General features: G+C 69.2%; 36 protein-coding genes. 5 read left to right on the top strand and 31 right to left on the bottom strand.

Translation table 11 applies throughout. The features are described 5' to 3' along the window. Positions 1–81 precede the first annotated feature (81 nt). From rplO to K4S16_RS11420, 28 genes are all read right to left on the bottom strand, one after another. Entirely contained in the window at positions 82–567 is a 486-nt protein-coding gene (rplO, locus tag K4S16_RS11555; RefSeq protein WP_149258924.1) for a 50S ribosomal protein L15, read from the bottom strand. Position 568: 1 nt separating this feature from the next. Beyond that, positions 569–751, bottom strand: a complete 183-nt coding sequence (gene rpmD / locus K4S16_RS11550) for a 50S ribosomal protein L30 (protein ID WP_089324452.1) — start codon at positions 749–751, stop codon at positions 569–571. Continuing rightward, the gene (rpsE, locus tag K4S16_RS11545; protein WP_372505490.1) at positions 748–1,368 is read right to left on the bottom strand and encodes a 30S ribosomal protein S5; all 621 of its coding nucleotides are present in this window, start codon (positions 1,366–1,368) and stop codon (positions 748–750) included. The genes rpmD and rpsE overlap by 4 nt, the downstream gene beginning before the upstream one ends. Positions 1,369–1,402: 34 nt before the next feature. Then, positions 1,403–1,789 carry a 50S ribosomal protein L18 gene (gene rplR, locus K4S16_RS11540; RefSeq protein WP_089314936.1) on the bottom strand — a complete coding sequence of 129 codons (387 nt, stop codon included), beginning with the start codon at positions 1,787–1,789 and terminating at the stop codon, positions 1,403–1,405. A 2-nt stretch (positions 1,790–1,791) separates the two neighbouring features. Further along, positions 1,792–2,328 (bottom strand): 50S ribosomal protein L6, encoded by a 537-nt coding sequence (gene rplF / locus K4S16_RS11535; RefSeq protein ID WP_149258923.1) that lies wholly within the window; start codon positions 2,326–2,328, stop codon positions 1,792–1,794. Positions 2,329–2,344: 16 nt separating this feature from the next. After that, the gene (rpsH, locus tag K4S16_RS11530; RefSeq protein ID WP_030176115.1) at positions 2,345–2,743 is read right to left on the bottom strand and encodes a 30S ribosomal protein S8; all 399 of its coding nucleotides are present in this window, start codon (positions 2,741–2,743) and stop codon (positions 2,345–2,347) included. A 146-nt stretch (positions 2,744–2,889) separates the two neighbouring features. After that, a complete protein-coding gene (locus K4S16_RS11525) occupies positions 2,890–3,075 on the bottom strand; it encodes a type Z 30S ribosomal protein S14 (protein WP_131963156.1) in 186 nt (61 codons plus the stop codon). A 2-nt stretch (positions 3,076–3,077) separates the two neighbouring features. Then, positions 3,078–3,650 carry a 50S ribosomal protein L5 gene (gene rplE, locus K4S16_RS11520; RefSeq protein WP_149258922.1) on the bottom strand — a complete coding sequence of 191 codons (573 nt, stop codon included), beginning with the start codon at positions 3,648–3,650 and terminating at the stop codon, positions 3,078–3,080. 5 nt (positions 3,651–3,655) lie between these two features. Beyond that, the gene (gene rplX / locus K4S16_RS11515) at positions 3,656–3,964 is read right to left on the bottom strand and encodes a 50S ribosomal protein L24 (RefSeq protein WP_141580642.1); all 309 of its coding nucleotides are present in this window, start codon (positions 3,962–3,964) and stop codon (positions 3,656–3,658) included. Further along, a complete protein-coding gene (gene rplN / locus K4S16_RS11510) occupies positions 3,964–4,332 on the bottom strand; it encodes a 50S ribosomal protein L14 (protein ID WP_021596728.1) in 369 nt (122 codons plus the stop codon). The genes rplX and rplN overlap by 1 nt, the downstream gene beginning before the upstream one ends. 111 nt (positions 4,333–4,443) lie before the next feature. Beyond that, positions 4,444–4,716 (bottom strand): 30S ribosomal protein S17, encoded by a 273-nt coding sequence (rpsQ, locus tag K4S16_RS11505; protein WP_089314941.1) that lies wholly within the window; start codon positions 4,714–4,716, stop codon positions 4,444–4,446. Then, positions 4,713–4,952 (bottom strand): 50S ribosomal protein L29, encoded by a 240-nt coding sequence (gene rpmC, locus K4S16_RS11500; protein WP_149258921.1) that lies wholly within the window; start codon positions 4,950–4,952, stop codon positions 4,713–4,715. Before rpmC ends, rpsQ begins: the two co-directional genes overlap by 4 nt. Next, positions 4,952–5,371, bottom strand: coding sequence for a 50S ribosomal protein L16 (gene rplP / locus K4S16_RS11495; protein ID WP_149258920.1), 420 nt, complete (start codon positions 5,369–5,371; stop codon positions 4,952–4,954). Before rplP ends, rpmC begins: the two co-directional genes overlap by 1 nt. 7 nt (positions 5,372–5,378) lie before the next feature. Next, the gene (gene rpsC, locus K4S16_RS11490; protein WP_149258919.1) at positions 5,379–6,230 is read right to left on the bottom strand and encodes a 30S ribosomal protein S3; all 852 of its coding nucleotides are present in this window, start codon (positions 6,228–6,230) and stop codon (positions 5,379–5,381) included. Beyond that, entirely contained in the window at positions 6,230–6,616 is a 387-nt protein-coding gene (gene rplV, locus K4S16_RS11485) for a 50S ribosomal protein L22 (RefSeq protein WP_141580633.1), read from the bottom strand. The genes rpsC and rplV overlap by 1 nt, the downstream gene beginning before the upstream one ends. A gap of 40 nt (positions 6,617–6,656) precedes the next feature. Then, on the bottom strand, positions 6,657–6,938 hold the full coding sequence (gene rpsS, locus K4S16_RS11480; RefSeq protein WP_131876403.1) for a 30S ribosomal protein S19: 282 nt from the start codon (positions 6,936–6,938) through the stop codon (positions 6,657–6,659). Between the two features lie 12 nt (positions 6,939–6,950). Further along, a complete protein-coding gene (gene rplB / locus K4S16_RS11475) occupies positions 6,951–7,784 on the bottom strand; it encodes a 50S ribosomal protein L2 (protein ID WP_149258918.1) in 834 nt (277 codons plus the stop codon). A gap of 45 nt (positions 7,785–7,829) precedes the next feature. Beyond that, positions 7,830–8,129 (bottom strand): 50S ribosomal protein L23, encoded by a 300-nt coding sequence (gene rplW, locus K4S16_RS11470; RefSeq protein WP_149258917.1) that lies wholly within the window; start codon positions 8,127–8,129, stop codon positions 7,830–7,832. A gap of 12 nt (positions 8,130–8,141) precedes the next feature. Then, positions 8,142–8,768: a 50S ribosomal protein L4 gene (rplD, locus tag K4S16_RS11465; protein WP_149258916.1), complete on the bottom strand. Its 627-nt coding sequence runs from the start codon at positions 8,766–8,768 to the stop codon at positions 8,142–8,144. Next, a complete protein-coding gene (gene rplC, locus K4S16_RS11460) occupies positions 8,765–9,415 on the bottom strand; it encodes a 50S ribosomal protein L3 (protein ID WP_149258915.1) in 651 nt (216 codons plus the stop codon). The genes rplD and rplC overlap by 4 nt, the downstream gene beginning before the upstream one ends. Positions 9,416–9,430: 15 nt before the next feature. Further along, positions 9,431–9,739 carry a 30S ribosomal protein S10 gene (gene rpsJ, locus K4S16_RS11455; RefSeq protein WP_018657599.1) on the bottom strand — a complete coding sequence of 103 codons (309 nt, stop codon included), beginning with the start codon at positions 9,737–9,739 and terminating at the stop codon, positions 9,431–9,433. A gap of 108 nt (positions 9,740–9,847) precedes the next feature. Beyond that, positions 9,848–11,041, bottom strand: a complete 1,194-nt coding sequence (tuf, locus tag K4S16_RS11450) for an elongation factor Tu (RefSeq protein WP_149258914.1) — start codon at positions 11,039–11,041, stop codon at positions 9,848–9,850. A gap of 82 nt (positions 11,042–11,123) precedes the next feature. Next, entirely contained in the window at positions 11,124–13,235 is a 2,112-nt protein-coding gene (gene fusA, locus K4S16_RS11445) for an elongation factor G (protein ID WP_149258913.1), read from the bottom strand. 43 nt (positions 13,236–13,278) lie between these two features. After that, positions 13,279–13,749: a 30S ribosomal protein S7 gene (rpsG, locus tag K4S16_RS11440; protein ID WP_067806994.1), complete on the bottom strand. Its 471-nt coding sequence runs from the start codon at positions 13,747–13,749 to the stop codon at positions 13,279–13,281. Then, positions 13,749–14,123, bottom strand: coding sequence for a 30S ribosomal protein S12 (gene rpsL, locus K4S16_RS11435; RefSeq protein ID WP_021597495.1), 375 nt, complete (start codon positions 14,121–14,123; stop codon positions 13,749–13,751). Before rpsL ends, rpsG begins: the two co-directional genes overlap by 1 nt. A gap of 642 nt (positions 14,124–14,765) precedes the next feature. Next, on the bottom strand, positions 14,766–16,439 hold the full coding sequence (locus K4S16_RS11430) for a hypothetical protein (RefSeq protein WP_149258912.1): 1,674 nt from the start codon (positions 16,437–16,439) through the stop codon (positions 14,766–14,768). Positions 16,440–16,681: 242 nt separating this feature from the next. After that, the gene (locus K4S16_RS11425; RefSeq protein WP_149258911.1) at positions 16,682–17,662 is read right to left on the bottom strand and encodes an aldo/keto reductase; all 981 of its coding nucleotides are present in this window, start codon (positions 17,660–17,662) and stop codon (positions 16,682–16,684) included. A 13-nt stretch (positions 17,663–17,675) separates the two neighbouring features. Continuing rightward, positions 17,676–18,497 (bottom strand): DMT family transporter, encoded by an 822-nt coding sequence (locus K4S16_RS11420; RefSeq protein ID WP_149258910.1) that lies wholly within the window; start codon positions 18,495–18,497, stop codon positions 17,676–17,678. Between the two features lie 34 nt (positions 18,498–18,531). On the opposite strand from K4S16_RS11420, the gene K4S16_RS11415 reads away from it, so the two are divergent. From K4S16_RS11415 to K4S16_RS11405, 3 genes are all read left to right on the top strand, one after another. Further along, complete coding sequence (locus K4S16_RS11415; protein WP_149258909.1) at positions 18,532–19,014, top strand: Lrp/AsnC family transcriptional regulator; 483 nt, start codon at positions 18,532–18,534, stop codon at positions 19,012–19,014. A gap of 158 nt (positions 19,015–19,172) precedes the next feature. Then, positions 19,173–19,751 (top strand): RNA polymerase sigma factor, encoded by a 579-nt coding sequence (locus K4S16_RS11410; protein ID WP_149258908.1) that lies wholly within the window; start codon positions 19,173–19,175, stop codon positions 19,749–19,751. Between the two features lie 3 nt (positions 19,752–19,754). Beyond that, entirely contained in the window at positions 19,755–20,978 is a 1,224-nt protein-coding gene (locus K4S16_RS11405) for a CU044_5270 family protein (protein ID WP_149258907.1), read from the top strand. A gap of 165 nt (positions 20,979–21,143) precedes the next feature. On the opposite strand, the gene K4S16_RS11400 is transcribed toward K4S16_RS11405, so the two are convergent. After that, positions 21,144–21,380 carry a hypothetical protein gene (locus tag K4S16_RS11400; protein WP_149258906.1) on the bottom strand — a complete coding sequence of 79 codons (237 nt, stop codon included), beginning with the start codon at positions 21,378–21,380 and terminating at the stop codon, positions 21,144–21,146. A gap of 130 nt (positions 21,381–21,510) precedes the next feature. Further along, positions 21,511–22,533 carry a DNA polymerase IV gene (locus K4S16_RS11395; protein WP_149258905.1) on the bottom strand — a complete coding sequence of 341 codons (1,023 nt, stop codon included), beginning with the start codon at positions 22,531–22,533 and terminating at the stop codon, positions 21,511–21,513. A gap of 150 nt (positions 22,534–22,683) precedes the next feature. Between K4S16_RS11395 and K4S16_RS11390 the strand changes: the two genes are divergently transcribed. Both K4S16_RS11390 and K4S16_RS11385 read left to right on the top strand, forming a co-directional pair. Beyond that, a complete protein-coding gene (locus K4S16_RS11390; RefSeq protein ID WP_149258904.1) occupies positions 22,684–22,944 on the top strand; it encodes a DivIVA domain-containing protein in 261 nt (86 codons plus the stop codon). A gap of 67 nt (positions 22,945–23,011) precedes the next feature. After that, positions 23,012–23,518, top strand: a complete 507-nt coding sequence (locus tag K4S16_RS11385; protein ID WP_149258903.1) for a pyridoxamine 5'-phosphate oxidase family protein — start codon at positions 23,012–23,014, stop codon at positions 23,516–23,518. Here the strand turns inward: K4S16_RS11385 and K4S16_RS11380 are convergent. Next, positions 23,515–24,366 carry a phosphotransferase gene (locus K4S16_RS11380; protein ID WP_149258902.1) on the bottom strand — a complete coding sequence of 284 codons (852 nt, stop codon included), beginning with the start codon at positions 24,364–24,366 and terminating at the stop codon, positions 23,515–23,517. The genes K4S16_RS11385 and K4S16_RS11380 overlap by 4 nt on opposite strands. Positions 24,367–24,534: the final 168 nt, after the last annotated feature.

Below are 24,534 nucleotides of genomic sequence, written 5' to 3'. Positions count from 1 at the left end.
ACCGGGGCCGCCCCGCCGGGCCCGGCGGCCTCAAGGCCCCGGACCTCACGCGGGCACGGCCCCGGCATCAGAGGTGTTTCCTTACAGCTCGTCGGCGGATCCGCCGGCGGCGGCGATCTTCTCCTTGGCGGCGCCGGAGAAGGCGTGCGCCTTCACCTGGACCGCGACGGAGATGTCGCCGGTACCGAGGATCTTGACCGGACGGCCGCGGCGCACCGCGCCCTTGGCCGCCAGGTCCTCGGCCGTGACCTCGCCGCCCTCGGGGTAGAGCGCGGCGAGCTTGTCCAGGTTCACGACCTGGAACTCGACCCGGTTCGGGTTCTTGAAGCCCTTGAGCTTCGGCACCCGGCGGATCAGGGGCATCTGGCCGCCCTCGAACCCGACGGGGACCGTGCTGCGGGCCTTGGTGCCCTTGGTGCCGCGGCCGGCGGTCTTGCCCTTGGACGCCTCGCCGCGGCCCTTGCGGGTCTTGGCCTTGTTGGCGCCGGGGGCCGGACGCAGGTCGTGCACCTTGAGCGGGGTGCCCTCGGTCTCCGCGGCGGAGTCCTTACCGAGATCAGCCGCCATGTCAGTCGACCTCCTCGACGGTGACCAGGTGCGCCACCGTCCGGATCATGCCGAGCACCTCGGGGCGGTCCTCGCGGACCACGCTCTGCCCGATCTTCTTCAGGCCCAGGGTGCGCAGCGTGTCACGCTGGTTCTGCTTCTCGCTGATCACGGACTTGGTCTGCGTGATCTTCAGGTTCGTCATGACGACGCGACCTCCGCCCTCGGCTCGCTGCCCGCGGCGCGCGCGCGCAGCATGGCCGCCGGGGCGACGTCCTCGATCGGCAGGCCGCGCTTGGCCGCGATCTCCTCCGGACGCTTCAGCGACTTCAGACCCGCGATCGTGGCGTGCACGATGTTGATCGCGTTGTCGCTGCCCAGCGACTTGCTCAGCACGTCGTGGATGCCGGCGCACTCCAGCACCGCGCGCACCGGACCACCGGCGATGACACCGGTACCGGGGCTGGCCGGGCGCAGCAGGACCTCGCCCGCCGCGTCGCGCGCCTGCACCAGGTGCGGGATGGTGCCCTGGATCCGCGGCACCTTGAAGAAGTGCTTCTTGGCCTCTTCGACGCCCTTGGCGATCGCCGCGGGCACCTCCTTGGCCTTGCCGTAGCCGACGCCGACGGTGCCGTTGCCGTCACCGACGATCACCAGGGCGGTGAAGCTGAAGCGACGCCCGCCCTTGACGACCTTGGCGACACGGTTGATCGCCACGACCTTCTCGATGTACGACTGGCCCTTGTCGGCGCCACCGCGGCGGTCGTCGCGGCGGTCGCGACGGTCGCCACCCTGACCGCCACCACGCCTCTGCGCTGCCATCAGTGGTTCCTCTCGTTCACCTTGTAAAGGGCCATCAGAGCTCGAGGCCCCCCTCACGCGCACCGTCCGCGACCGCGGCGATACGACCGTGGTACTTGTTGCCGCCGCGGTCGAACACGACCGCGTGGACGCCGGCCTGCTTGGCCCGCTCGGCGACGAGCTCGCCGACCTTGCGGGACTTGGCCGTCTTGTCGCCGGAGTCGGCGCGCAGGTCCGCCTCCATCGTCGACGCGCTGGCCAGCGTGTGGCCCTTGTCGTCGTCGATGACCTGGACGAACACGTGCCGGCTGGAGCGGGTCACGACCAGGCGCGGCCGCGCGGCGCTGCCCACGACCTTCTTGCGGACCCGCAGGTGCCGACGCTTGCGAGCAAGCTGGCGACCGCTCGTGGCCTTGCCGGCCAGGGTCTTGGTGCCTGCCATGACTACTTACCAGCCTTTCCGACCTTGCGGCGGATCTGCTCGCCCTCGTAGCGCACGCCCTTGCCCTTGTACGGGTCGGGCTTGCGCAGCTTGCGGATGCGGGCGGCGATCTCACCGACGAGCTGCTTGTCGATGCCCTCGACGACGAGCTGCGTCGGCCTCTCCACCGTGAAGGTGATGCCCTCCGGCGCCTCGAACGGGATCGGGTGGCTGTAGCCGAGCGAGAACTCCACGTTCTTGCCCTTGGCCACCACCCGGTAGCCGACGCCCTGGATGACCAGGGTCTTCTTGTAGCCCTCGGTGACCCCGACGACCATGTTGTTGATCAGCGTCCGGGTGAGCCCGTGCAGGCCGCGCACCTTGTTGACGTCATTGGGCCGGGAGACGACGAGCCTGCCGTCCTCCTGGCTGACCTCGATGGGCTCGGCGACAGTGTGCGAGAGCGTGCCCTTCGGCCCCTTGACGGTGACCTCGCGGCCCTCGAGCTTCACCTCGACACCGCTGGGGACGGAGATGGGGAGACGTCCGATACGAGACATTTGAAGTGCCCTCCCCTCACCAAACGTAGGCGAGGACTTCCCCGCCCACTCCGCGCTTGCCCGCCTGGCGGTCCGTCATGAGACCGGAGGACGTCGAGATGATCGCGACGCCCAGTCCGCCCAGGACCTTCGGCAGGTTGTCCTTCTTCGCGTACACGCGCAGACCCGGCTTCGAGACGCGCTTGATGCCGGCGATCGAACGCTCGCGGGTCGGGCCGAACTTCAGCTCGATCAGGAGCTTCTTGCCGACCTCGGCGTCCTCCACGCTCCAGCCCGAGATGTAGCCCTCCTGCTGGAGGATCTCGGCGATGTGCGCCTTGATCTTCGAGTACGGCATGGCCACGGAGTCGTGGTACGCCGAATTCGCGTTGCGCAGACGCGTCAGCATGTCTGCGATCGGGTCGGTCATCGTCATGGCCTACTGGCCCTCCCTCGCCACGGTTTCCTCGGGTTGATGCGGCCCGTGGACCTTTGGCGCGGTCGTGGGCGCCCTCTCAGGCGCCCGGTTGGTCATTACAGGCCGGCTTCCGCCGCCCCCGGAGCGGCGCTCCGGGGACGCGGTCACCAGCTGGACTTCGTGATGCCAGGCAGCTCGCCGCGGTGGGCCATCTCCCGGAAGCAGACGCGGCACAGGCCGAACTTCCGGTAGACGGAGCGCGGACGCCCGCAGCGCGAGCACCGAGTGTACGCGCGCACGCCGAACTTCGGCTTCCGCGCCGCCTTGGCGATCATCGACTTCTTCGCCATGCTCAGCTCTCCTTGAAGGGGAAGCCCAGGAGCTTGAGCAGCGCCCGGCCCTCGTCATCGGTCTTCGCGGACGTCACGACCGTGATGTCCATGCCCCGCGAGCGGTCGATCTTGTCGGGGTCGACCTCGTGGAACATGACCTGCTCGGTCAGCCCGAAGGTGTAGTTGCCGTTGCCGTCGAACTGCTTCGGCGACAGCCCGCGGAAGTCGCGGATACGGGGCAGCGCCGTGGCGAGCAGGCGGTCCAGGAACTCCCACATCCGGTCGCCGCGCAGCGTGGCGTGCGCGCCGATCGGCATGCCCTCGCGCAGCTTGAACTGCGCGATGGACTTGCGGGCCCGGTTCACGGCGGGCTTCTGCCCGGTGATCGCCGCCAGGTCGCGGACGGCACCCTCGATCAGCTTGGCGTCCTTGGCCGCGTCGCCGACCCCCATGTTGACCACGATCTTGGTCAGCGAGGGGATCTGCATGACGTTGTCGTAGCCGAACTGCTCGCGCATCTTGCCCGCGATCTCCTCGCGGTAGCGCAGCTTCAGCCTCGGCGCCGGGACGGGACGCTCGGTGGTCTCGGTCATCGGTCTCAGATCTCCTTACCGCTACGGCGCGAGATCCGAACCTTCGTGCCGTCGTCGTTCGTGCGGTAACCGACCCGGGCCGGCTTGCCGTCCTCGACGATCGCGACGTTGCTGACGTGCAGCGGCGCCTCGACCGTGACGCGACCGCTCTCCTTGCCGGCACGCTGCTGGTCGGCCTTGATGTTCTTGGTGATGAGGTTGACGCCCTCGACGACGACCCGCTCCTCGCGGGGGATGACGCGCAGGACCTTGCCCGTCGCGCCCTTGTCCTTGCCGGCGATGACGATGACCTCGTCGCCCTTGCGGATCTTCATCAGAGCACCTCCGGCGCGAGCGAGATGATGCGCATGAACTTCTTCTCGCGCAGTTCGCGGCCCACCGGGCCGAAGATACGGGTGCCGCGGGGGTCGCCGCCGTCCTTGATCAGGACGGCGGCGTTCTCGTCGAAGCGGATGTAGGAGCCGTCCGGGCGCCGGCGCTCCTTGCGGGTGCGCACGACGACCGCCTTGACGACGTCACCCTTCTTCACGCCGGCGCCGGGAAGGGCGTCCTTCACCGTCGCGACGATGATGTCGCCGACTCCCGCGTAGCGCCGACCCGAGCCGCCGAGAACCCGGATGCAAAGGATCTCCTTCGCACCCGTGTTGTCGGCGACCTTGAGTCGCGACTCCTGCTGGATCACGTCTAACTCCTGTTCGTCACACCGGTTCTCGGCGCCGGCTTCTCCGGGGCCGAGCCTGGTGGAACCAGACTGTGGTCAATGGCGGGACTGCGTCCCACGGGCCCTGGGGCCCTACTTGGCCTTCTCGAGGATCTCCACCACGCGCCACCGCTTGGTGGCGGACAGCGGGCGGGTCTCCATGAGACGGACGCGGTCGCCGACGCCGCACTCGTTGGCCTCGTCGTGCGCCTTGTAGTTCTTCGTGCGGCGGATCACCTTGTGGTACTTGGGGTGCTTCACGCGGTCCTCGACGGACACGACCACGGTCTTGTCCATCTTGTCGCTGACCACGAGACCCTCAAGGATCTTGCGGCTGCTCCGCTGCTCGGTCTGCTGCTCGGTCATTCGTTGCCCTCCGCGGCGTCCTCGACCGTGACGATGCCGAGCTCGCGCTCCCGCATCACGGTGTAGATGCGGGCGATCTCGCGCTTCACGGTGCGCAGCCGCCCGTGGCTCTCAAGCTGGCCGGTGGCGGCCTGGAAGCGGAGGTTGAACAGCTCCTCCTTGGCCTCCTTGAGCTTGGTGACCAGGACGTCCTCGGGCTCGGTCCGCAGCTCGTCGGCGGTAAGACCCTTGGCCATCAGGACTCACCCACCTCTCGCTTAACAATCTTGCACTTCATCGGGAGCTTGTGGATCGCGCGGGTGAGCGCCTCCCGGGCGATCTCCTCGTTGGGGTAGGAGATCTCGAACAGCACGCGGCCCGGCTTGACGTTGGCGACCCACCACTCCACGGAGCCCTTGCCGGAGCCCATGCGGGTCTCGGCGGGCTTCTTGGTCAGCGGGCGGTCCGGGAAGATGTTGATCCAGACCTTGCCGCCGCGCTTGATGTGGCGGGTCATGGCGATACGCGCGGCCTCGATCTGCCGGTTGGTCACGTACGCGCTCTCGACGGCCTGGATGCCGTACTCGCCGAACGTCACCCTCGTGCCGCCCTTGGCCATGCCGCGGCGCTTCGGGTGGTGCTGCTTGCGGTGCTTGACCTTGCGAGGGATCAGCATCGGTAATTCAGCTCCCCTCACCCTGCGGAGCAGCCTCGGCCGTCGGCGCCGGCTGCTCGGAACCCTGCTGCTGCTTCTGCTCGCCGCCGCGGCCGCCACCGGCGCCGGCGCCGCCACGGCCGCCACGGCCGCCGCGGCCGCCGCCACGGCGGTCGCCACCGCGGCGCTCACGGCCACCGCCGCCGCCACCGGTGGCGCGCTGCTGCGCGGCCTTCTGCTCGCGCTCGGCGCGCGTCGCCGCGGCCTCGCCCTTGTAGATCCACACCTTGACGCCGATGCGGCCGAACGTCGTACGGGCCTCGTAGAACCCGTAGTCGATGTCGGCGCGCAGCGTGTGCAGCGGGACCTGGCCCTCGCGGTAGAACTCCGACCGCGACATCTCGGCGCCGCCGAGACGGCCGCCGCACTGGACCTTGATGCCCTTGGCGCCGGACTTCATCGCGGACTGGATCGCCTTGCGCATGGCGCGGCGGAACGCGACGCGGCTGGACAGCTGCTCGGCCACGCCCTGCGCGACGAGCTGCGCGTCGATCTCGGGGTTCTTGACCTCGAGGATGTTCAGCCGGACCTGCTTGCCGGTCAGCTTCTCCAGGTCGCCGCGCAGGCGCTCGGCCTCCGCGCCGCGGCGGCCGATGACGATGCCCGGCCGGGCGGTGTGGATGTTGACCTCTACGCGGTCACGGGTCCGCTCGATCTCCACCTTGGAGATGCCCGCCCGGTCCATGCCCTTCTGCAGCATGCGCCGGATCTGGACGTCTTCCTTGACGTAGTCCTTGTAGAGCTTGTCGGCGAACCACACGGACTTGTGGTCGGTGGTGATGCCGAGCCGGAACCCGTGCGGGTTGATCTTCTGACCCACTACCGGGCCCTCCTCGTCTTCTTACCGCCGCCGGACGCCCCGCTCGAGGCTTCCTCGCGCGACTCCACGACCACGGTGATGTGGCTCGTGCGCTTGTTGATGCGGTAAGCCCGGCCCTGGGCGCGGGGGCGGAAACGCTTCAGCGTCGGCCCCTCGTCCACCCACGCACGGCTGACGACGAGCGTGCCCGAGTCGAGCTTGAAGTTGTGCTCGGCGTTGGCGATGGCACTCGCCAGCACCTTGCCCACCGGCTCACTCGCTGCCTGGGGGGCGAACCGCAGCACCGCCTGAGCCTCCGCGGCAGGCAGGCCGCGGATGAGGTCCACCACGCGGCGGGCCTTCCTGGGCGTGACGCGGATGAACCGCGCCTGGGCCCTGGCTTCCATCGCTGTTCCCTCTCTCCTACGTGCTAACTGCTCTGCCTGCTCAGCCTCGGCGGCTGCGGCGGTCTTCCTTGACGTGGCTGCGGAACGTGCGCGTCGGCGCGAACTCGCCGAGCTTGTGTCCCACCATCGCGTCGGTGACGAACACCGGGACGTGCTTGCGGCCGTCGTGCACGGCGATCGTGTGACCGATCATGTCCGGCACGATCATGGAGCGCCGCGACCACGTCTTGATGACGTTCTTGGTGCCCTTCTCGTTCTGCGCGTCCACCTTCTTCATGAGGTGGTCGTCCACGAACGGGCCCTTCTTCAGGCTACGTGGCATGACGAGCGACTCCTACCGCTTCTTCTTGCTGCGACGACGGACGATCAGCCGGTCGCTCGACTTGTTCGCCTGGCGAGTGCGGCCTTCCTTCTTACCGGCCGGGTTCACCGGGTGCCGGCCACCGGAGGTCTTGCCCTCACCACCACCGTGCGGGTGGTCGATCGGGTTCATGGCCACGCCGCGGACGGTCGGGCGCTTGCCCTTCCACCGCATGCGGCCGGCCTTGCCCCAGTTGATGTTCGACTGCTCGGCGTTGCCGACCTCGCCGACCGTCGCGCGGCAGCGCACGTCCACCATCCGCATCTCGCCGGAGGGCATGCGCAGCGTGGCGTACTTGCCCTCCTTGGCCAGCAGCTGGACGCCGGCGCCCGCGCTGCGGGCGATCTTGGCGCCGCCGCCGGGGCGGAGCTCGATGGCGTGCACGACCGTACCGGTCGGGATGTTGCGCAGCGGCAGGCAGTTGCCCGGCTTGATGTCCGCGCCCGGCCCGTTCTCCACCCGGTCGCCCTGGCGCAGACCGCGCGGGGCGAGGATGTAGCGCTTCTCGCCGTCCACGTAGTGCAGCAGCGCGATCCGCGCGGTGCGGTTCGGGTCGTACTCGATGTGCGCGACCTTGGCCGGGACGCCGTCCTTGTCGTGCCGGCGGAAGTCGATCACGCGGTACGCGCGCTTGTGCCCGCCGCCCTGGTGCCGGGTCGTGATGCGGCCGTGGTTGTTGCGGCCGCCCTTCTTGGGGAGCGGACGCAGCAGCGACTTCTCGGGCTCGCGGCGCGTGACCTCGACGAAGTCGGCCACGCTGGACCCGCGACGACCCGGAGTCGTCGGCTTGTAATTACGGATGCCCATCTTTTTCGTTCATCCCTTGTCAGTCTTCGGGACGACCCGGCCTGCTTAGGCCGGGCCGCCGAAGATGTCGATCCGCTCGCCCTCGGCGAGGCTGACGATGGCGCGCTTGGTGTCCTTGCGCTTGCCGTAGCCGAACCGCGTGCGCTTGCGCTTGCCCTGCCGGTTGAGCGTGTTCACGCTCGTCACCTTGACGCCGAACACCGACTCGACGGCCTGCTTGATCTGCGTCTTGTTGGCGTCCGGGCGGACGACGAACGTGTACTTGTTCTCGTCCAGCAGCCCGTAGCTCTTCTCCGAGACGACCGGCGCGATGATGATGTCGCGGGGGTCAGCGATCTTGTTCATGTGCGACCCTCCTTACTTCTTCTTCGCGCGCGAGATGAACTCGTCGTACGCCGTCTTCGTGAAGACGACGTCGTCGTTCACCAGCACGTCATAGGTGTTGAGCTGGTCGGAGACGATCACGTGCACGCTCGGCTCGTTGCGCAGGCTCTTCCAGGTCACGTCGTCCTCGCGGTCCAGGACCAGCAGGACGCGCTTGGCCTCGGTGCCCGCTCCGTGCGCTTCGGAAAGCACCGTGCGCAGCGCCTTCAGCGCCGTCTTCGTCTTCGGGGTGTCGCCCTCGATGAGGTTGTCGACCACGTGCACCCGGCCGAACCGGGCGCGGTCGGACAGGGCGCCGCGCAGCGCGGCGGCCTTCATCTTCTTGGGCGTCCGCTGCGAGTAGTCCCGCGGCTGCGGGCCGTGCACGACGCCGCCGCCGGCGAACTGGGGCGCGCGGGTCGAGCCCTGACGGGCGCGGCCGGTGCCCTTCTGCCGGTACGGCTTCTTGCCGCCGCCGGAGACGTCGCCCCGGGTCTTGGTGGCGTGCGTGCCCTGGCGCGCCGCGGCCAGCTGCGCCACCACGACCTGGTGGATCAGCGGCACGCTGGTCTTCGCGTCGAAGACCTCGCCGGGCAGGTCGATGTCGAGCTTGGAGGTCACTTGCCCGTCCCCTTCACTGCGTCGCGGACCAGCACCACGCCGCCGTTGGGACCGGGAACCGCGCCCTTGATGAGCAGCAGGTTCTTCTCCGCGTCGATGGCGTGGACGGTCAGGTTCTGCACGGTGGTACGGGCGTTGCCGTGCCGTCCCGCCATGCGGAGGCCCTTGAAGACGCGACCAGGGGTCGCGCAGCCGCCGATCGAACCCGGCGAGCGGTGCTTGCGCTGGGTGCCGTGCGAGGCGCCGAGGCCCTTGAAGCCGTGGCGCTTCATGACACCGGCGGTGCCCTTGCCCTTGCTCGTGCCGGTAACGTCGATCTTCTGGCCGGCCTCGAAGACGCTGGCGGTGATCTCCTGGCCGAGTTCGTACCCGGTGGTGTCGTCGGCCCGCAGTTCGACGAGGTAGCGGCGCGGCGTGACGCCGGCCTTCTCGAAGTGACCCGTGCTCGGCTTGTTCACCTTGCGCGGGTCGATCTGCCCGAACCCGATCTGGACGGCGCTGTAGCCGTCCTTCTCCTGGCTCTTGAGCTGGGTGACGACACACGGCCCGGCCTGGACGACGGTCACCGGAACGATCCGGCCCTCATCGTCGAAGACCTGGGTCATGCCGAGCTTCTCGCCCAGGACGCCCTTCCTCTGCGTACTCATCTCTCGGTGCGTCCCTTAGAGCTTGATCTCGATGTCAACGCCGGCCGGAAGGTCGAGTCGCATCAGCGAGTCGACCGTCTTGGGCGTCGGGTCGATGATGTCGATCAACCGCTTGTGCGTGCGCATCTCGAAGTGCTCGCGGCTGTCCTTGTACTTGTGCGGCGAGCGGATGACGCAGTACACGTTCTTCTCGGTCGGCAGCGGCACCGGGCCCGCGACCTTGGCGCCCGTCCGCGTCACCGTCTCAACGATCTTCTTCGCGGAGGTGTCGATGACCTCGTGGTCGTAGGCCTTGAGCCGGATGCGGATCTTCTGTCCCGCCATGGTGGCCTCGGTGTCCTTTGCTGTAGTGCCGCTGTTTACTTCACTGTTCGTGACGCGGCGGCCCGGTTGAGGTTGCCCGCTGACCGGGCCGCCGCGTGACGAGGGGTGTTACTTGATGACCTTGGTGACGCGACCGGCGCCGACCGTCCGGCCACCCTCACGGATGGCGAACTTCAGGCCCTCCTCCATGGCGACGGGCTGGATCAGCTCGACGCGCATCTCGGTGTTGTCGCCCGGCATGACCATCTCGGTGCCCTCGGGGAGGTTCACCACGCCGGTGACGTCCGTGGTCCGGAAGTAGAACTGCGGACGGTAGTTGTTGAAGAACGGCGTGTGCCGGCCGCCCTCGTCCTTGGACAGGATGTAGACCTGCGCCTCGAACTCGGTGTGCGGGGTGTTCGTGCCCGGCTTGATGACGCACTGGCCGCGCTCGACCTCCTCGCGCTTGATGCCGCGCAGGAGCAGGCCGACGTTGTCGCCCGCCTGGCCCTGGTCGAGGAGCTTGCGGAACATCTCGACGCCGGTGACGGTGGTCGAGGTGGACTCCGGCTTGATGCCGATGATGTCGACGGTCTCGTTGACGTTCACGACACCGCGCTCGATGCGGCCGGTCACGACGGTGCCGCGGCCGGTGATCGAGAAGACGTCCTCGATCGGCATCAGGAACGGCTTCTCGGTGTCACGCACCGGCTCCGGCACGTTCTCGTCGACGGCGGCCATCAGCTCGACGATCGACTCGGACCACTTCTCGTCGCCCTGCAGCGCCTGGAAGGCGGACACGCGCACGACCGGGACGTCGTCGCCCGGGAACTCGTACTCCGACAGCAGCTCGCGGACCTCGAGCTCGACGAGCTCCAGGATCTCCTCGTCGTCCACCATGTCGCACTTGTTCAGCGCCACGACGATGTAGGGGACGCCGACCTGGCGGGCCAGGAGCACGTGCTCCTTGGTCTGCGGCATCGGGCCGTCGGTGGCGGCGACCACCAGGATGGCGCCGTCCATCTGCGCCGCACCGGTGATCATGTTCTTGATGTAGTCCGCGTGACCCGGGCAGTCGACGTGCGCGTAGTGCCGCGCCTCGGTCTGGTACTCGACGTGCGCGATCGAGATGGTGATACCGCGCTCGCGCTCCTCCGGCGCCTTGTCGATGTCCTCGAACGGCGTGAAGGGGTTGAGGTCCGGGTACTTGTCGTGGAGCACCTTGGTGATCGCCGCGGTAAGCGTGGTCTTACCGTGGTCGATGTGTCCAATGGTGCCGATGTTCACGTGCGGCTTCGTCCGCTCGAACTTGGCCTTCGCCACTGGTTGCTCCTTGTTGCGATCCTCGGCCGCCTAGACGACCGCTTCGATGTACGTCCTTGGTGATCTGTGGGCAGGCCCGGTACTACTCGCCCCGCGCCTTGGCGATGATCTCCTGCGCGACGTTCCCGGGAACCTCGGCGTAGGAGTCGAACTGCATGGTGAAGACAGCCCGGCCCTGGGTCTTGCTGCGCAGATCACCCACGTAGCCGAACATCTCGGACAGAGGCACGAGCGCCTTGATGACGCGCATGCCGTGCCGCTCGTCCATGGACTGGACCTGGCCGCGGCGGCTGTTGAGGTCGCCGATCACGTCGCCCATGTTCTCTTCGGGCGTGGTGACCTCGACGGACATCATCGGCTCCAGCAGCGTGGGGGACGCCTTGCGGGCGGCCTCCTTGAACGCCATGGAACCGGCGACCTTGAACGCCATCTCCGAGGAGTCGACCTCGTGGTAGGCGCCGTCCTGCAGGGTGACCTTGACGCCCACCATCGGGTAGCCGGCGAGGACACCGAACTCTGCGGCCTCCTGGCAGCCCGCGTCGACCGACGGGATGTACTCCCGCGGGATGCGGCCACCGGTGACCTTGTTCTCGAACTCGTACCCGTCGGACCCGCCGCCCAGCGGCTCCAGGTCGATGATCACGCGGCCGAACTGGCCCGAGCCACCCGTCTGCTTCTTGTGGGTGTACTCGACCTTCTCGACCTTGCGGGTGATCGTCTCGCGGTAGGCCACCTGCGGCTTGCCGACGTTGGCGTCGACCTTGAACTCCCGCTTCATCCGGTCGACGAGGATCTCCAGGTGGAGCTCGCCCATGCCGGAGATGACGGTCTGGCCGGTGTCCTCTTCGGTGCGGACCTGGAAGGACGGGTCCTCCTCGGCCAGCCGCTGGATCGCGGTGCCCAGCTTCTGCTGGTCGGCCTTGGTCTTCGGCTCGATCGCGACGTGGATGACCGGCGCCGGGAAGTTCATCGACTCCAGCACGATCGGGTTCTTGTCGTCGGACAGCGTCTCACCGGTGGTGGTCTGCTTGAGACCCATCACCGCGACGATGTCGCCGGCGCCCGCGCGCTCGATCTCGGTGCGCTTGTTGGCGTGCATCCGGTAGATCTTGCCGATGCGCTCCTTGCGCTCCTTGACGGAGTTCATCACGTTCGCGCCCGACTCCATCACCCCGGAGTAGACGCGCACGAAGGTGAGCTTGCCCAGGTGCGGGTCGCTCGCGATCTTGAACGCCAGCGCGGAGAACGGCTCGTCCTCGCTCGGCTTGCGGGTGAGGACCTTCTCCTCGTCGCGGACCGCGTGGCCCTCGATGGCCTCCACGTCCAGCGGCGAGGGCAGGTAGCGGACGATCGCGTCCAGCAGCGGCTGCACGCCCTTGTTCTTGAAGGCCGTGCCGCAGGTCACCGGGGTGAGCTTCGCGGCGATCGTCGCGCGGCGGATGCCGTCGTGCAGCTGCTCCACGGTGGGCTCCTCGCCCTCCAGGTACAGCTCCATGATCTCGTCGTCGTTCTCCGCGAGGGTCTCGACGAGCTTGTCGTGCCACTCGCGGGCCGTCTCGGCGTGCGACTCGGGGATGTCGACGACGTCGTACATCTCGCCGAGCTTGGCCTCCTCGTTCCACACGAGGGCCTTCATACGGACGAGGTCGACGACGCCCTTGAAGTCGGCCTCGGCGCCGATCGGGAGCTGCAGCACCAGCGGCGTCGCGCTGAGCCGGTTCTCGATCATGTCGACGCAGCGGTGGAACTCCGCGCCGACCCGGTCGAGCTTGTTGACGAAGCACATGCGCGGCACGCCGTACCGGTCGGCCTGGCGCCACACGGTCTCGGACTGGGGCTCCACACCGGCGACGCCGTCGAAGACCGCGACCGCACCGTCGAGCACCCGCAGGTTGCGCTCCACCTCGATGGTGAAGTCGACGTGGCCGGGGGTGTCGATGATGTTGATCGTGTGCTTGACGTCGTCGACGGGCCATTCGCAGGTGGTGGCGGCGGAGGTGATGGTGATCCCCCGCTCCTGCTCCTGCTCCATCCAGTCCATGGTGGCGGCGCCGTCGTGCACCTCGCCGATCTTGTAGCTCATCCCCGTGTAGTACAGGATGCGCTCGGTCGTCGTGGTCTTGCCCGCGTCGATATGGGCCATGATCCCGATGTTGCGGACCTTGGCCAGGTCTACACCGGTTTTGGTAGCCACTGTCGTCCTCGCGTCGTCTCTCGTCGTTGCAGATCCGCCGGGATTACCAGCGGTAGTGGGCGAAGGCCTTGTTGGACTCCGCCATCTTGTGCGTGTCCTCGCGCTTCTTGACAGACGCGCCGAGACCGTTGCTCGCGTCGAGCAGCTCGTTCATCAGCCGCTCGGTCATGGTCTTCTCACGGCGCTGCCGTGCGTAGAGCACCAGCCAGCGCAGGGCGAGGGTCGTGCTGCGGGCCGGCCGCACCTCGACGGGGACCTGGTAGGTCGCGCCACCGACGCGGCGGCTGCGGACCTCCAGCGTGGGCTTGACGTTGTCGAGCGCGCGCTTCAGCGTGACGACCGGGTCGTTGCCCGTCTTCTCGCGGGCGCCCTCGAGGGCGTCGTACACGATGCTCTGCGCGATGGAGCGCTTGCCGTCCAGGAGAACCTTGTTGATGAGCGCGGTGACCAGCGGCGAGTTGTACACCGGGTCAGCGATCAGCTGGCGCTTGCCAGCGGGGCCCTTGCGCGGCATCAGCTCTTCTCCTTCTTCGCGCCGTAGTGGCTGCGCCCTTGCTTGCGGTTCCGGACGCCCTGGGTGTCGAGGGAACCGCGGATGATCTTGTACCGAACGCCGGGGAGGTCCTTCACACGGCCGCCGCGCACGAGCACGATCGAGTGCTCCTGCAGGTTGTGGCCGACGCCGGGGATGTAGGCCGTGACCTCGATCCCGCTGGTCAGCCGGACACGGGCGACCTTCCGGAGCGCGGAGTTCGGCTTCTTTGGCGTCGTCGTGTAGACGCGCGTGCAGACGCCCCGGCGCTGGGGGCTGCCCTTGAGCGCGGGCGTCTTGTTCTTGGTCACCTTGTCCTGGCGGCCCTTGCGGACCAGCTGCTGGATCGTGGGCACCGCGTCTCCGTCTTCCTCGTACCGAGCCGGTAAGTCCTATTGCTGCAATCACCACCTCAGGTGAGGCTGTGACCTGCCGGTTTCCCGACCTCTCCGACCCACGCGGTCGGGCGTGTCGCCGCCCCACGGAAATACAACCGCGCGAAACCGACACAGACCGCCCGGCCCTTAACTGGGCCGAATCAAGCCGGGGAGTAGATGCGGCGCTGGGGCTGGCCTCCCGGCCTCGCCGACGCGCACGCATAGCGGCCCGCACACAGCGGGCACAAGTGAAGAGGTTACCGACCACTCAGCCAAAGTGCAAAGCGGGGAAGGGAGGCGTGCTCATCGCAGCGCTCTCTTCCTTCGGGCCTGGGGGCCCTGCTGTGCCTACTGCAGTGCTCTCCTTCTTCGGGCCTGGGGGCCCTCCATCGTCGAGCACTGCTGCGATCGCTGGCATCGCTCCGGCTCGCCTTGCGGCTCGCTGCGCGATCAGGTTCTCGCTTCGCTCGAACCTGGCTTCGCACGCGATCGCGAGAGCCGGGGTGGTCGACGGCCGGGGGCGCCTCTGCTGCATTGTTACCCACATCCCCGCACTTGGGGAAGTCGTGGAGCAGCTTTTGTGCGTTCCCCGGCCGTCTCGCGTTCTGGGCGTGTCGCGTCCTACAGGACGAAAGCGACCACCAGCACCACGACGATCACCACGGCGGCGACGGCGCCGCCGACCAGCAGGAGGGTGTTCTTGTTGCCCTTGCCCTCTTCGGCCCCGTAGGTAGACGGCTGACCGTATTGGCCCTGCTGTCCGTACTGCGGGTGCTGGCCTGGCTGGCCTGGCTGGCCTGGCTGGCCTGGCTGGCCTGGCTGGCCTGGCTGGCCGTATGCCTGCGGCTGGCCGAACTGCTGGCCCTGCTGCTGCTCGCCGCCGGGCTGGCCGAACTGCTGGCCGTAGCCCTGCTGGGCCTGCTGGCCGAACTCCTGCTGCTGGCCGTAAGCCTGCTGGCCGAACTGCTGCTGCTCGCCCTGCTGGCCGCCGAACTGCTGCTGGCCGTAGCCCTGCTGCTCGCCCTGGCCGGCGGGCTGGCCGAAGCCCTGCTGCTCGCCGTAGCCCGGCTGCTGCTCGGGCTGGCCGTAGCCGGGCTGCTGGCCGGGCTGCTGGCCGAACTGCTGGCCTTGCTGCTGACCCTGCTGCTGGCCCCACTGCTGCTGGCCGATGTCGAGGCGGGTGTGCTCGGCCATCCCGGACGACTCGGCGGCGTGCCGGCCCTGGGAGGCGGCGGACGGGTCGAACGCCTCGGTCGGGCGCGCGTCCTCCACGTTGCTCTCGCCGGGCGGGCGGTACAGGTCGTCCACTGAGGGACCGGTCTGCTGCGACCCCGCGCCGTAACCGGAGTCGGGCGGCGGCACCATCATGGTCCGCTCGTGGTCGGCCTGCCCCTGCTGGCCGCCCGGCTGGCCACCCTGCTGACCAGCGCCGGGCTGGCCCGACTCGGGCGTCCAGGGCTCCGGCGTGGACGGCGGGGTCGGGGCCTGCCACGGCTCGGCCGGGGCGTCGTGCTTGCGCTCGGGTCCGGTCGCGACCGGGATGTCGGTGCCGGGCGACCAGTGCAGCGTCGCCTGGTCGTCCACCACGGGGCGCTGCTGCTGCTCGGGCTCGGGCGTGCCGGCGGCCGGACCGGGGACGATCATCGTCCGGTCCGCCGCGGACTCCTGCTGCTCGGCCTGCGGCGCCTGCTCGCCGGGCGCGCCGGCCTCGGGCGACGCGAACCCGCCGTACTGGGGCTGACCGTACTCGGGCTGGCCGTACTGGGGCTGCTCCTGCGGCGCACCGTGCATCGGCTGCTGCGGGTACCCGGTCTGCTGCTGCGGGGGCTGCTGTCCGTACTGGGGCTGCTCAGGCTGCTGGCCGTACGAGGGCTGTTCCGGCTGCTGGCCATACTGCGGCTGGCCGTACTGGGGCTGCTCGTACTGAGGCTGCTCCTGCGGGGGCGGGAATCCGCCAGGGCCAGGGGGCGCGCCGTAGGGCATCTGCCCGGCGGGCTGGCCGTACTGGGGCTGCTGGTCCTGCGGAGCGCCGAAGGGGGGCGGGGGCTGCTCGCCGAACTGCTGCATCGGCTGCTCGACCATCGTGGGGGGCGGCGGGGGCGGCGCCTGCCGTTCCTCGTCGCGGGGCTGCGCCGGCTGAGCCGGGGGACGGCCACCCAACTGCGGAGCACCGAACACCACGGTGCGGTCTCCCAGCGGCCGGGCGGGGGGCTCCTGGCCCTCCGGCGGCCTGGGCTGCCCCTCCTCCTCCGGCATCGGCCGCTGCGGTCCCTGCGTGCCGTCGTTCTCGGTCATCGTCGGGCTCCTTCAGCGCCGTCGTCCCGGGGCTCCTCAGCTCCCGGAAGTCCGGAGGCGCGCGGCGCATAACGCGGCCTCCGAACCTTGTCACCCATGTCCCCACGTGGCGGTCTTGCCATGCGTGGGCGTTCTCGCCCCCAGCCTGCCCCGATCGCCGGTGGTATCGCAAATCACCACCCCTGATAGACGCGGGACGCCCCCGGCGCGTTCCGCCCCGGAGGCGTCCTCCGCCGGGATCGTCAGGAATGCCCGATAACCCCGTGGGGGCGGTACGGGGCTTGCATCCGCTCTGTCTCCTTCTCCTCCAGCCGGAGGTCCGCCGCGGCGATCGCGTCGTCCACGTGAGTGAGTTTTGTCGCTCCCACGATCGGCGCGGTCACCCCCGGCTTGGCGAGCAGCCAAGCGAGCGCCGCCTGCGCCGGCGGGACACCCCGTCCCGCCGCGACCTCGCGGACGGCGTCGACGACGTCGAAGTCCGATTCCGTGTACAGGCTGTCGCCGAAGGAGTCGTTCTGGGACCGGACGGTCTTGCGCTCGCCGCCCCTCTCCCGGTTGCCCGCGAGCATCCCCCGCGCGAGCGGGCTCCACGGGATGACGCCGACCCCCTGGTCCACGCAGAGCGGGATCATCTCCCGCTCCTCTTCTCTATAGATGAGGTTGTAGTGGTTCTGCATGGAGACGAACTTCGTCCAGCCGTGCTTGTCGGCGACGTGTTGGGCCTTGGCGAACTGCCAGGCGTACATGCTGGACGCTCCGATATACCGGGCCTTGCCCGCCTTCACGACGTCGTGCAGGGCCTCCATGGTCTCCTCGATGGGCGTCCCGTAGTCCCAGCGGTGGATCTGGTACAGGTCGACGTAGTCAGTGCCGAGCCGGGCGAGGGAAGCATCGATGCTCGCCATGATGTGCTTGCGCGAAAGGCCCTTGTCGTTCGGGCCGTCTCCCATGGGGAGGCACACCTTGGTCGCCAGCACGTAGTCGTCCCTGCGGGGGAACAGCTTCGGCAGGAGCCGTCCGGTGATCTCCTCACTCACGCCCATCGAGTACACGTCGGCGGTGTCGAAGAACGTCACGCCGCCCTCCACCGCCCGCCGGACGATCGGCTCCGCAGCGTCCTCGTCCAAGGCCCACGGCCGAACCGCCGGGTCGCCGTAGCTCATCATGCCGAGGCAGATCCGCGAGACCTTCATACCGGTCTTTCCGAGACGTACCTGTTCCATGGGGTTTCTCCTTTCAACGGTCTCCACGGTGCACCGCCACCCCGGCGATCACCAACCCCACTCCGGCGATCTCCGCCGGGGCGGGTGCCTGCCGCAGCACCACCAGTCCGGTCACGGCGGCGGTCGCCGGAAGCAGCGACACCATCAGCGCGTAGGTGGCGCGACTGAGCCGCGCCATCGCGAGCTGGTCGCAGACGTACGGGATGACGGACGAGGAGATCCCGACACCGACCCCCGCGGCCAACGCGACCGGATCGGCCACCGCAGGCACGGCCTGCACGCCGCCAATGGGAAGGACGAGCACACCCGCGACGACCATCGCCAAAGCCAACCCGTCGATCCCCCCACCCCCCGACTGGGCGGCCTTGTGGGCGACGACGATGTACAGCGCGAACAGTGCGGCATTGGCGAACGCGAAGACGAACCCGAGCGGCTCCCCTTCTATCCGCACCTCCGTCAGGACGTACACACCGCCGACCGCCGCCAGGAGTGCGGCGATGTTGCGTCTTGTCCTTATACCTAGGGCCGCCAGGACGACGACGGGCAAGAACTCGATCGCCGCCACGGTCGCCAGGGGCAACCGTGCGATCGCCATATAGAAGGACGAGTTCATCGCCGCAAGGACGGCGCCCCACACCAGCATCGTCCGCCAGGTGTGGCGCGTGAGCGTCCGCCAGGGTCTGCGCCAGACGGCGAAGACGAGGGCGGCGCTCCAGATCCTGATCCCGGCAACGCCCAGAGGGCCGATGCGGGAGAACAGCAGCACGGCGAACGAGGGCCCCAGGTAGTGGAAGACCGCACTTCCGACAAAGTACGACCAGGGCGGAAAGCGCATGGTCGTATCGTCGGCCGGTCCGTAAGTTGGAGGAATGGCGAACCGAAGGGGCCGACCGGGCCGCGCCTACGAACCCAAACCGCTCGACCCGATCGACCTACGGATCCTCACGGAGCTGCAGCGGGACGGCCGGGCGTCCCTCGCCGAACTGGGCCGCCGCGTCGCCCTGTCGGCCCCGGCCGTCGCCGAGCGCGTCCAGCGCCTGGAGGACACCGGCGTCATCACCGGCTACCACGCCACCGTCGACCCCGTCGCGCTCGGGTTCCCGATCGCCGTCCTCGTCCGGGTGAGTCCGAGCCCGCGCGAGCTGAGCCGCATCCCCAAGATCGCAGACGAGATCCCGCAGATCGTCGAATGCCATCGCATCACGGGTGACGACTGCTTCTACTTCATCGCGCACCTGCGCGCCGTCGAGGAGCTCGAACCGATCCTCGACCGCTTCACCCCGTACGCGAAGACGACGACGTCGATCCTCCAGTCGTCCCCGGTCCCCCGCCGTCCCCTCCCTCTCGCCTGACAGGGACCTCGGCCGGCAGAGGCCCTGTCTGACAGGGCTCGGTTGGCCGGGGCGCGCCTAAAAGATCGTCGGGAGAAGCAACCGGCGCGCGGGCTTCGGGATAGAGGGGATGTCAGCACTCCCCCAGACACGGAGACGCCCTCTATGAAGAGACGCCCATGGCCGTGTTGAGCCACGCCCGCGACGAGCTCGACGACGCGGCGCTCGTCGCCGCCTCGCTGGACGAACCCGAGGCGTTCGGCGAGCTGTTCCGCCGGCACGCGCCGCGGCTCCACGCCTACGCCAGGCGGCGGCTCGGGACCGCCATGGCCGACGACGTGGTCTCGGAGGCGTTCGCGACCGCGTTCCGGCGCCGCGACAGGTTCGACGGCCGCGCCGAGTTCGGCGCCTGGTTGTGGGGCATCGCCAGCAACCTGATCGCCAAGCACCACCGCCACGAGACCCGCATGTACCGGGCGTTCGCCCGGACCGGCGCCGACCCCGCCGAGGACGGTGTCGCCGACAGGGCGAGTGAGCGCGCCTCCGCGGCGGCGTGCGGACCCGGCCTGGCACGGGCGCTGGCCTCGCTGGGCGCGCAGGACCGCAACGCCGTCCTGCTGCTGGCGTGGGGCGAGATGTCCTACGCCGAGATCGCGGTGGCGCTCGGCCTGCCCCTCGGCACCGTCAAGGCCAAGATCCACCGAAGCCGCGCCAAGCTGCGCAAGGCCCTCCCCACACACGCCCTCTCCGAGGAGTAGAGCATGGACGAAATCGATGCCCTGCGGCAGATGCGGACCGGTCTCGCGGTGGAGGAGCCCCCGGAGCGGCTCGCCCAGCGCATTGACTGGCAGGACGGCGGCGGAGCTCGTCCGCGGCCCCGCCCCCGCAATCGGCGCCGTATGCGGATCCAGTTGGTGAGCGTGGCCGCCACGGCCGCCGTCGCCGCCGGGACCGTGGCCGTCGTGGTCTCCACGGGGGACGGCGACCCGACCGGCAAGCCCCGCGTGGAGAACACCGTCCCCCTGAACGGCAACGTGCTCCTGGTGGCCGCGACCAACGCCGCGAAGGCGCCGGCGGGGAAGTACTGGCACACCAAGACCGTCATGGGCGAGATCTACGCGGTCGGCGAGAGCGCCGAGAACCACTACAAGGTCGATTCGAGGCAGGGGAACGAGATGTGGACAGACCGGACCGGTCTGCGCCGCGGCACCCACTTCGACCTCCAGGGCCTCCCCGTCACCCCGCAGGACAAGCAGAAGTGGCAGGCGGCAGGGTCACCGTCCTGGGTCCACGTGCCGAATCCCGAGGGGGGAGGCGGACAGGTCAACCTGGACATGTCCCCGAAGACGGGCAGGGGAGCCCCGTGGCCGGCGTCCGTCGAACGGTTCTACGGCATGACACCGGGACAGATCGCCGCGCTGCCCACGGAACCGGAGGCACTGAAGAAGGTCTTGCTGGGCCTCAAGGGACACTGGCACGCGGTCTCGACGGACGGTGAGAAGGAGGAGCCGATCCGCGCCTTGCGGGGGCAGGAGCGTATTCGGGCTCTCAGCGATGTCGCCGGGGAACTGCTGTCCACCGAACCGGCGCCGCCCAGGGTGCGGGCAGCGGTCTTCCGGATGCTGTCCGACATGCCAGGCATCAAGCCCGAGGGCCGGACGACCGATCCGCTCGGCCGCGTCGGAACGGTGGTGTCGCTCCCGCTGAAGACCACCACGCCCCTCGGCATGTTCACCGCCCCCAAGCAACTCGGAACCTACCGGCGCCAGTTCGTCGTCGACCCCGCCACCGGGTCTCTGCTGGCCATCCGCGACCTCGTGGCCACGCCACCGCACGGCAGCCGGCCGCTGCCCCCGGGAGACAACGGCAAGCCGCGCGCGCTGAGGGCGCAGGACATGCCCGACCGCTTCCACAGGCCCGGAGAGATGGCCGCCTACCGGGCGTTCGAGATCACCGAGTGGACCGACACGGAGCCGCCGCGCTGAGCGTCCCCGCATGATGAGGGCATGACGAGGGGCCCGTCCCATAGGGGACGGGCCCCTCATAGCGCCGGATCCCCCCAGCGCACTGGACCCCCTCCAGCGCACCGGCCCCCAGCGCATTGGGTCACTCGGCTCACCGGTCCCATCGGCGTGCCGCGTGCCCTGGGGCTATGCGAACGCGTGGCACTCCACCGTGGCGCGGCGTTCGGTCATGCCCTGCTGGACCGCCGAGTCCACGCACGCGCGCTGCTTCTCGTTCAGCTTCGGCTGCCCGCACTGCTCGACGCTGGAGTAGGTGCGGCAGTCCTGGCGCGTGTTCTGGTCCCCGGAATGGGACGCCTGGGCGGCGGCCGCGCTGCCCAGTCCCCCGATTCCGACCACAGCGGCGATCAGTGCACCGGTCATGACCCTCTTCATCTGCTTCTCTCCCCGTCGCGTCCTTCAAGCAACGAGAGCGTTCCTCCCCGGCCCCCTTCACCCCAAAACCCGACAAAAGAGTAAAAAACGACGACCATCTTCCAGGAATCTGCCCAGGTCAGCGGACGAACTCGGCGCGCACCCCCAGCAGCCGCACAGGACGCCGCCCGGTGAACCGGGTCAGCGCGGCGAGGGCGCCCTCCTCGATACGGGACGGCTCGTTCGTCGGCGTCTCCAGCGTCCGGCCGTGGGTCTGGGTGATGAACGGCGCATACCTGACCTTGACGACGACGCGGGCGACGTCCCTGCCGTCCGCGGCCACATCGTCGGCGACCCGCCGCGCCAGCCGGACGACCTCCCGGCGAACGGTCTCCCAGTCGTCCAGATCCTGCTGGTACGTGGTCTCCCGTCCGCACGAACGCGGGACATACGGTGCGTCGCTCACCGGCGAGCCGTCCCGTCCCTGCGCGAGCCGCACCAGCCACGGCCCGGTCGCGGGGCCGATCTCCCCGGCCAGGACGTCAGGATCCGCCGCCGCGAGGTCGGCCACCGTGGCGATGCCGAACCCCTTCAACCGCTTCGCGGTCTTGGCCCCGATGCCCCACAGCGCGTCGACCGGCCGGTCGCCGAGCACCTCGAACCAGGTCGCCCCGGTGAGCCGGAAGACCCCGGCCGGTTTGCCGAACCCCGTCGCCAGCTTCGCCTGGAGCTTGTTCTCCCCTATGCCCACCGTGCATTCGAGCCCCGTCGCCGCCCGCACCCGGTCCCGGATCTCCCGGGCCGTCGCCTCTGGGTCGTCGCCGTCGACCGCCAGGAACGCCTCGTCCCACCCGAGGACCTCGACCACGAGGCCGAGGCCGCGCAACGCCGCCATGACCCGCTCCGAGACGGACTCGTAGAGCTCCCGGTCGACGGGCAGGAACACGGCGTCCGGGCAGCGCCGCGCCGCCGTGCGCAGCGGCAGGCCGGATTGGACGCCGTACTCGCGCGCCTCATACGAGGCCGTGCTGACCACGCCCCGCTTCGTGGGATCGCCGTCGCCGCCGACGACCACCGGCCGCCCGCGAAGCTCCGGACGGCGAAGCACCTCGACGGCCGCGATGAACTGGTCCAGATCAACGTGCAGGACCCACCGACCCACACCCCCATTGTCCCCTCACCAGCACGAATACATCCCTGCGGATACATCCCTGCGGACCGGACGCGAACCCGCCTCTGCCGTGCTCCTGGCGCGCCGCCTTCGCCGTTCAGACCGACGGGCCTCGTCTCCGGCTGCTGCTAACTTGCCGCCATGACATGGCAAGAGTTCGGGCCTGAGCGAGTGGGTCTACTGAAGGCGTTCGAGTCCGGCTCTCCGCTGCCGTTCCGCCTGAAGATGCGCGGTTACCACCGCCTCCAGGTCGAGGCGTTCTTCCGCAAGCTCGCCGAACTGGCCGGCACCGAAAGCCCGCCCGAGATCGAGCCGCCGGCCTTCGTGGTCGTGATGCGCGGTTACGATCGCGCCCAGGTCGACGCCTTCCTCGCCCCGCTCTTCCAGTCGCCGAGGAACTGATGCGAGCCCTGAGCGTCCGGCCCGAAGTGGGGCGGCAGGCACCGTCCGAGCCTCTGCCGAGGGAGCGATGAGCGCCCCGTTCCGCACGCGCGCCGAGCGACGCCGCGACGCCGAACACCGGCTCGTCCACGACGTCGACGTCTGGGTGGCCAGCGCGTCGCCGGACGGTGCGCCCTACCTGGTCCCGCTGTCCTTCGATTGGGACGGCGAGGCGCTACTGCTCTCCACGCCGGCGGACAGCCCGACCGGCAGGAACCTGGCCGCCACCCGAACCACCCGGCTTGGACTGGGCCTGACCCGAGACGTGGTCATGATCGAGGGCATGGTCGAGGTGCTCGACATGGACGCGCTGCCCCAGGAGCAGGGCGACCGCTTCGCCGAACGCACCGGCTTCGACCCACGCGCCCTGGCCACGCCGTACCGCTGGTTCCGCGTCACCCCGCGGCGCGTCCAGGCATGGCGCGAGGAGAACGAACTGTCCGGCCGCGACCTGATGCGCGACGGCCACTGGCTCCCCTGGCCAGATGCGGCGGGCACCCTGCGGCCTGCGTCGGAGCGTGGCTGCTCGTCCTAGTGGCGATCGCCTTCTGGAAACAGCCACTCCAGTGCGGCCAGGGACTTGTCGAGGTACGCGCTGAAGCCGGTCTCAAGCCCGTAGGCCATGTCCTCCAGCACGCCACATCTGGCGTAGAAGCCTGAGCGCAGTTTGATCTCCCCGACGTCGACGCCGGGCCGATACGCGTCCAGGGCCCGGTCAAGAGCGGCGGGCCCGAGATCGCGGTAGAGCAGACCGAAGTCACGGGCCGGGTCGGTGATCGCGGCGTCGCTCCAGTCGATGACCCCGGTCACGACCCACTCGTCCGGGTCGACGAGGACGTGCTCGATTCCCAGGTCGTTGTGGGAGAACACCAGCTCACGCGGGCCGTCCGGGGGCGAGGTGCCGAGGAACGACTCCACCACGGGACGGTGCACCGGCGGCACCGTCTCGATGATCGTGGCGTAGATCTGCGCGGTCTCCTCCAGCCACACGGTCATCGGCTCGTCATCGGTATCCACCAGGTCCACCATCTGGCCCACCGGAACGGCATGGAGCGCGCCGAGGAACCCCCCGAGCTCGGCGGCGATCAAGTCGATGTGGAGCGCCCGTTGCCGCGGATCCGCGTCGATCAACGGAAGGCCAGGCAGCTTGAAATAGGCCAGGCACCCCTGCTCGGCCACCGTGAAGGTGGGCTTGGGCACAGGCAACGGCGACACATCCGCAACGGCGGCAAGAAGGCGGCCCTCATCACGGACGCGCCCAGCCCGTTCCGCGGGATCGGACTCCTTGCCGAACCGGACGATCAACTCGTCATTGACCTGGAAGGCGACGTTGTCCTCGCCCTCCCCCAACAACACCACGGAGTCAACGCGATAGCCCGGCATATGCACAGCCACCACATCCCGGACATCCGCAGCCAGGTCACCCCTCCGACTCACCACGCGCCGACCCCCGCCCGGCCCTGGACCTTCATCACCCACCGACGCTATCGCGCGAGCCCAGCCACCAGCACCGCAAACACCCGCCGCCCACGAGTAGCTCGGCCTGTCCCT

The sequence above is a fragment of the Actinomadura sp. K4S16 genome, from assembly GCF_008327685.1.
In the GTDB taxonomy this organism is placed as follows: Bacteria; Actinomycetota; Actinomycetes; order Streptosporangiales; family Streptosporangiaceae; genus Spirillospora.
This window is presented reverse-complemented; position numbering and strand designations above follow the sequence as displayed.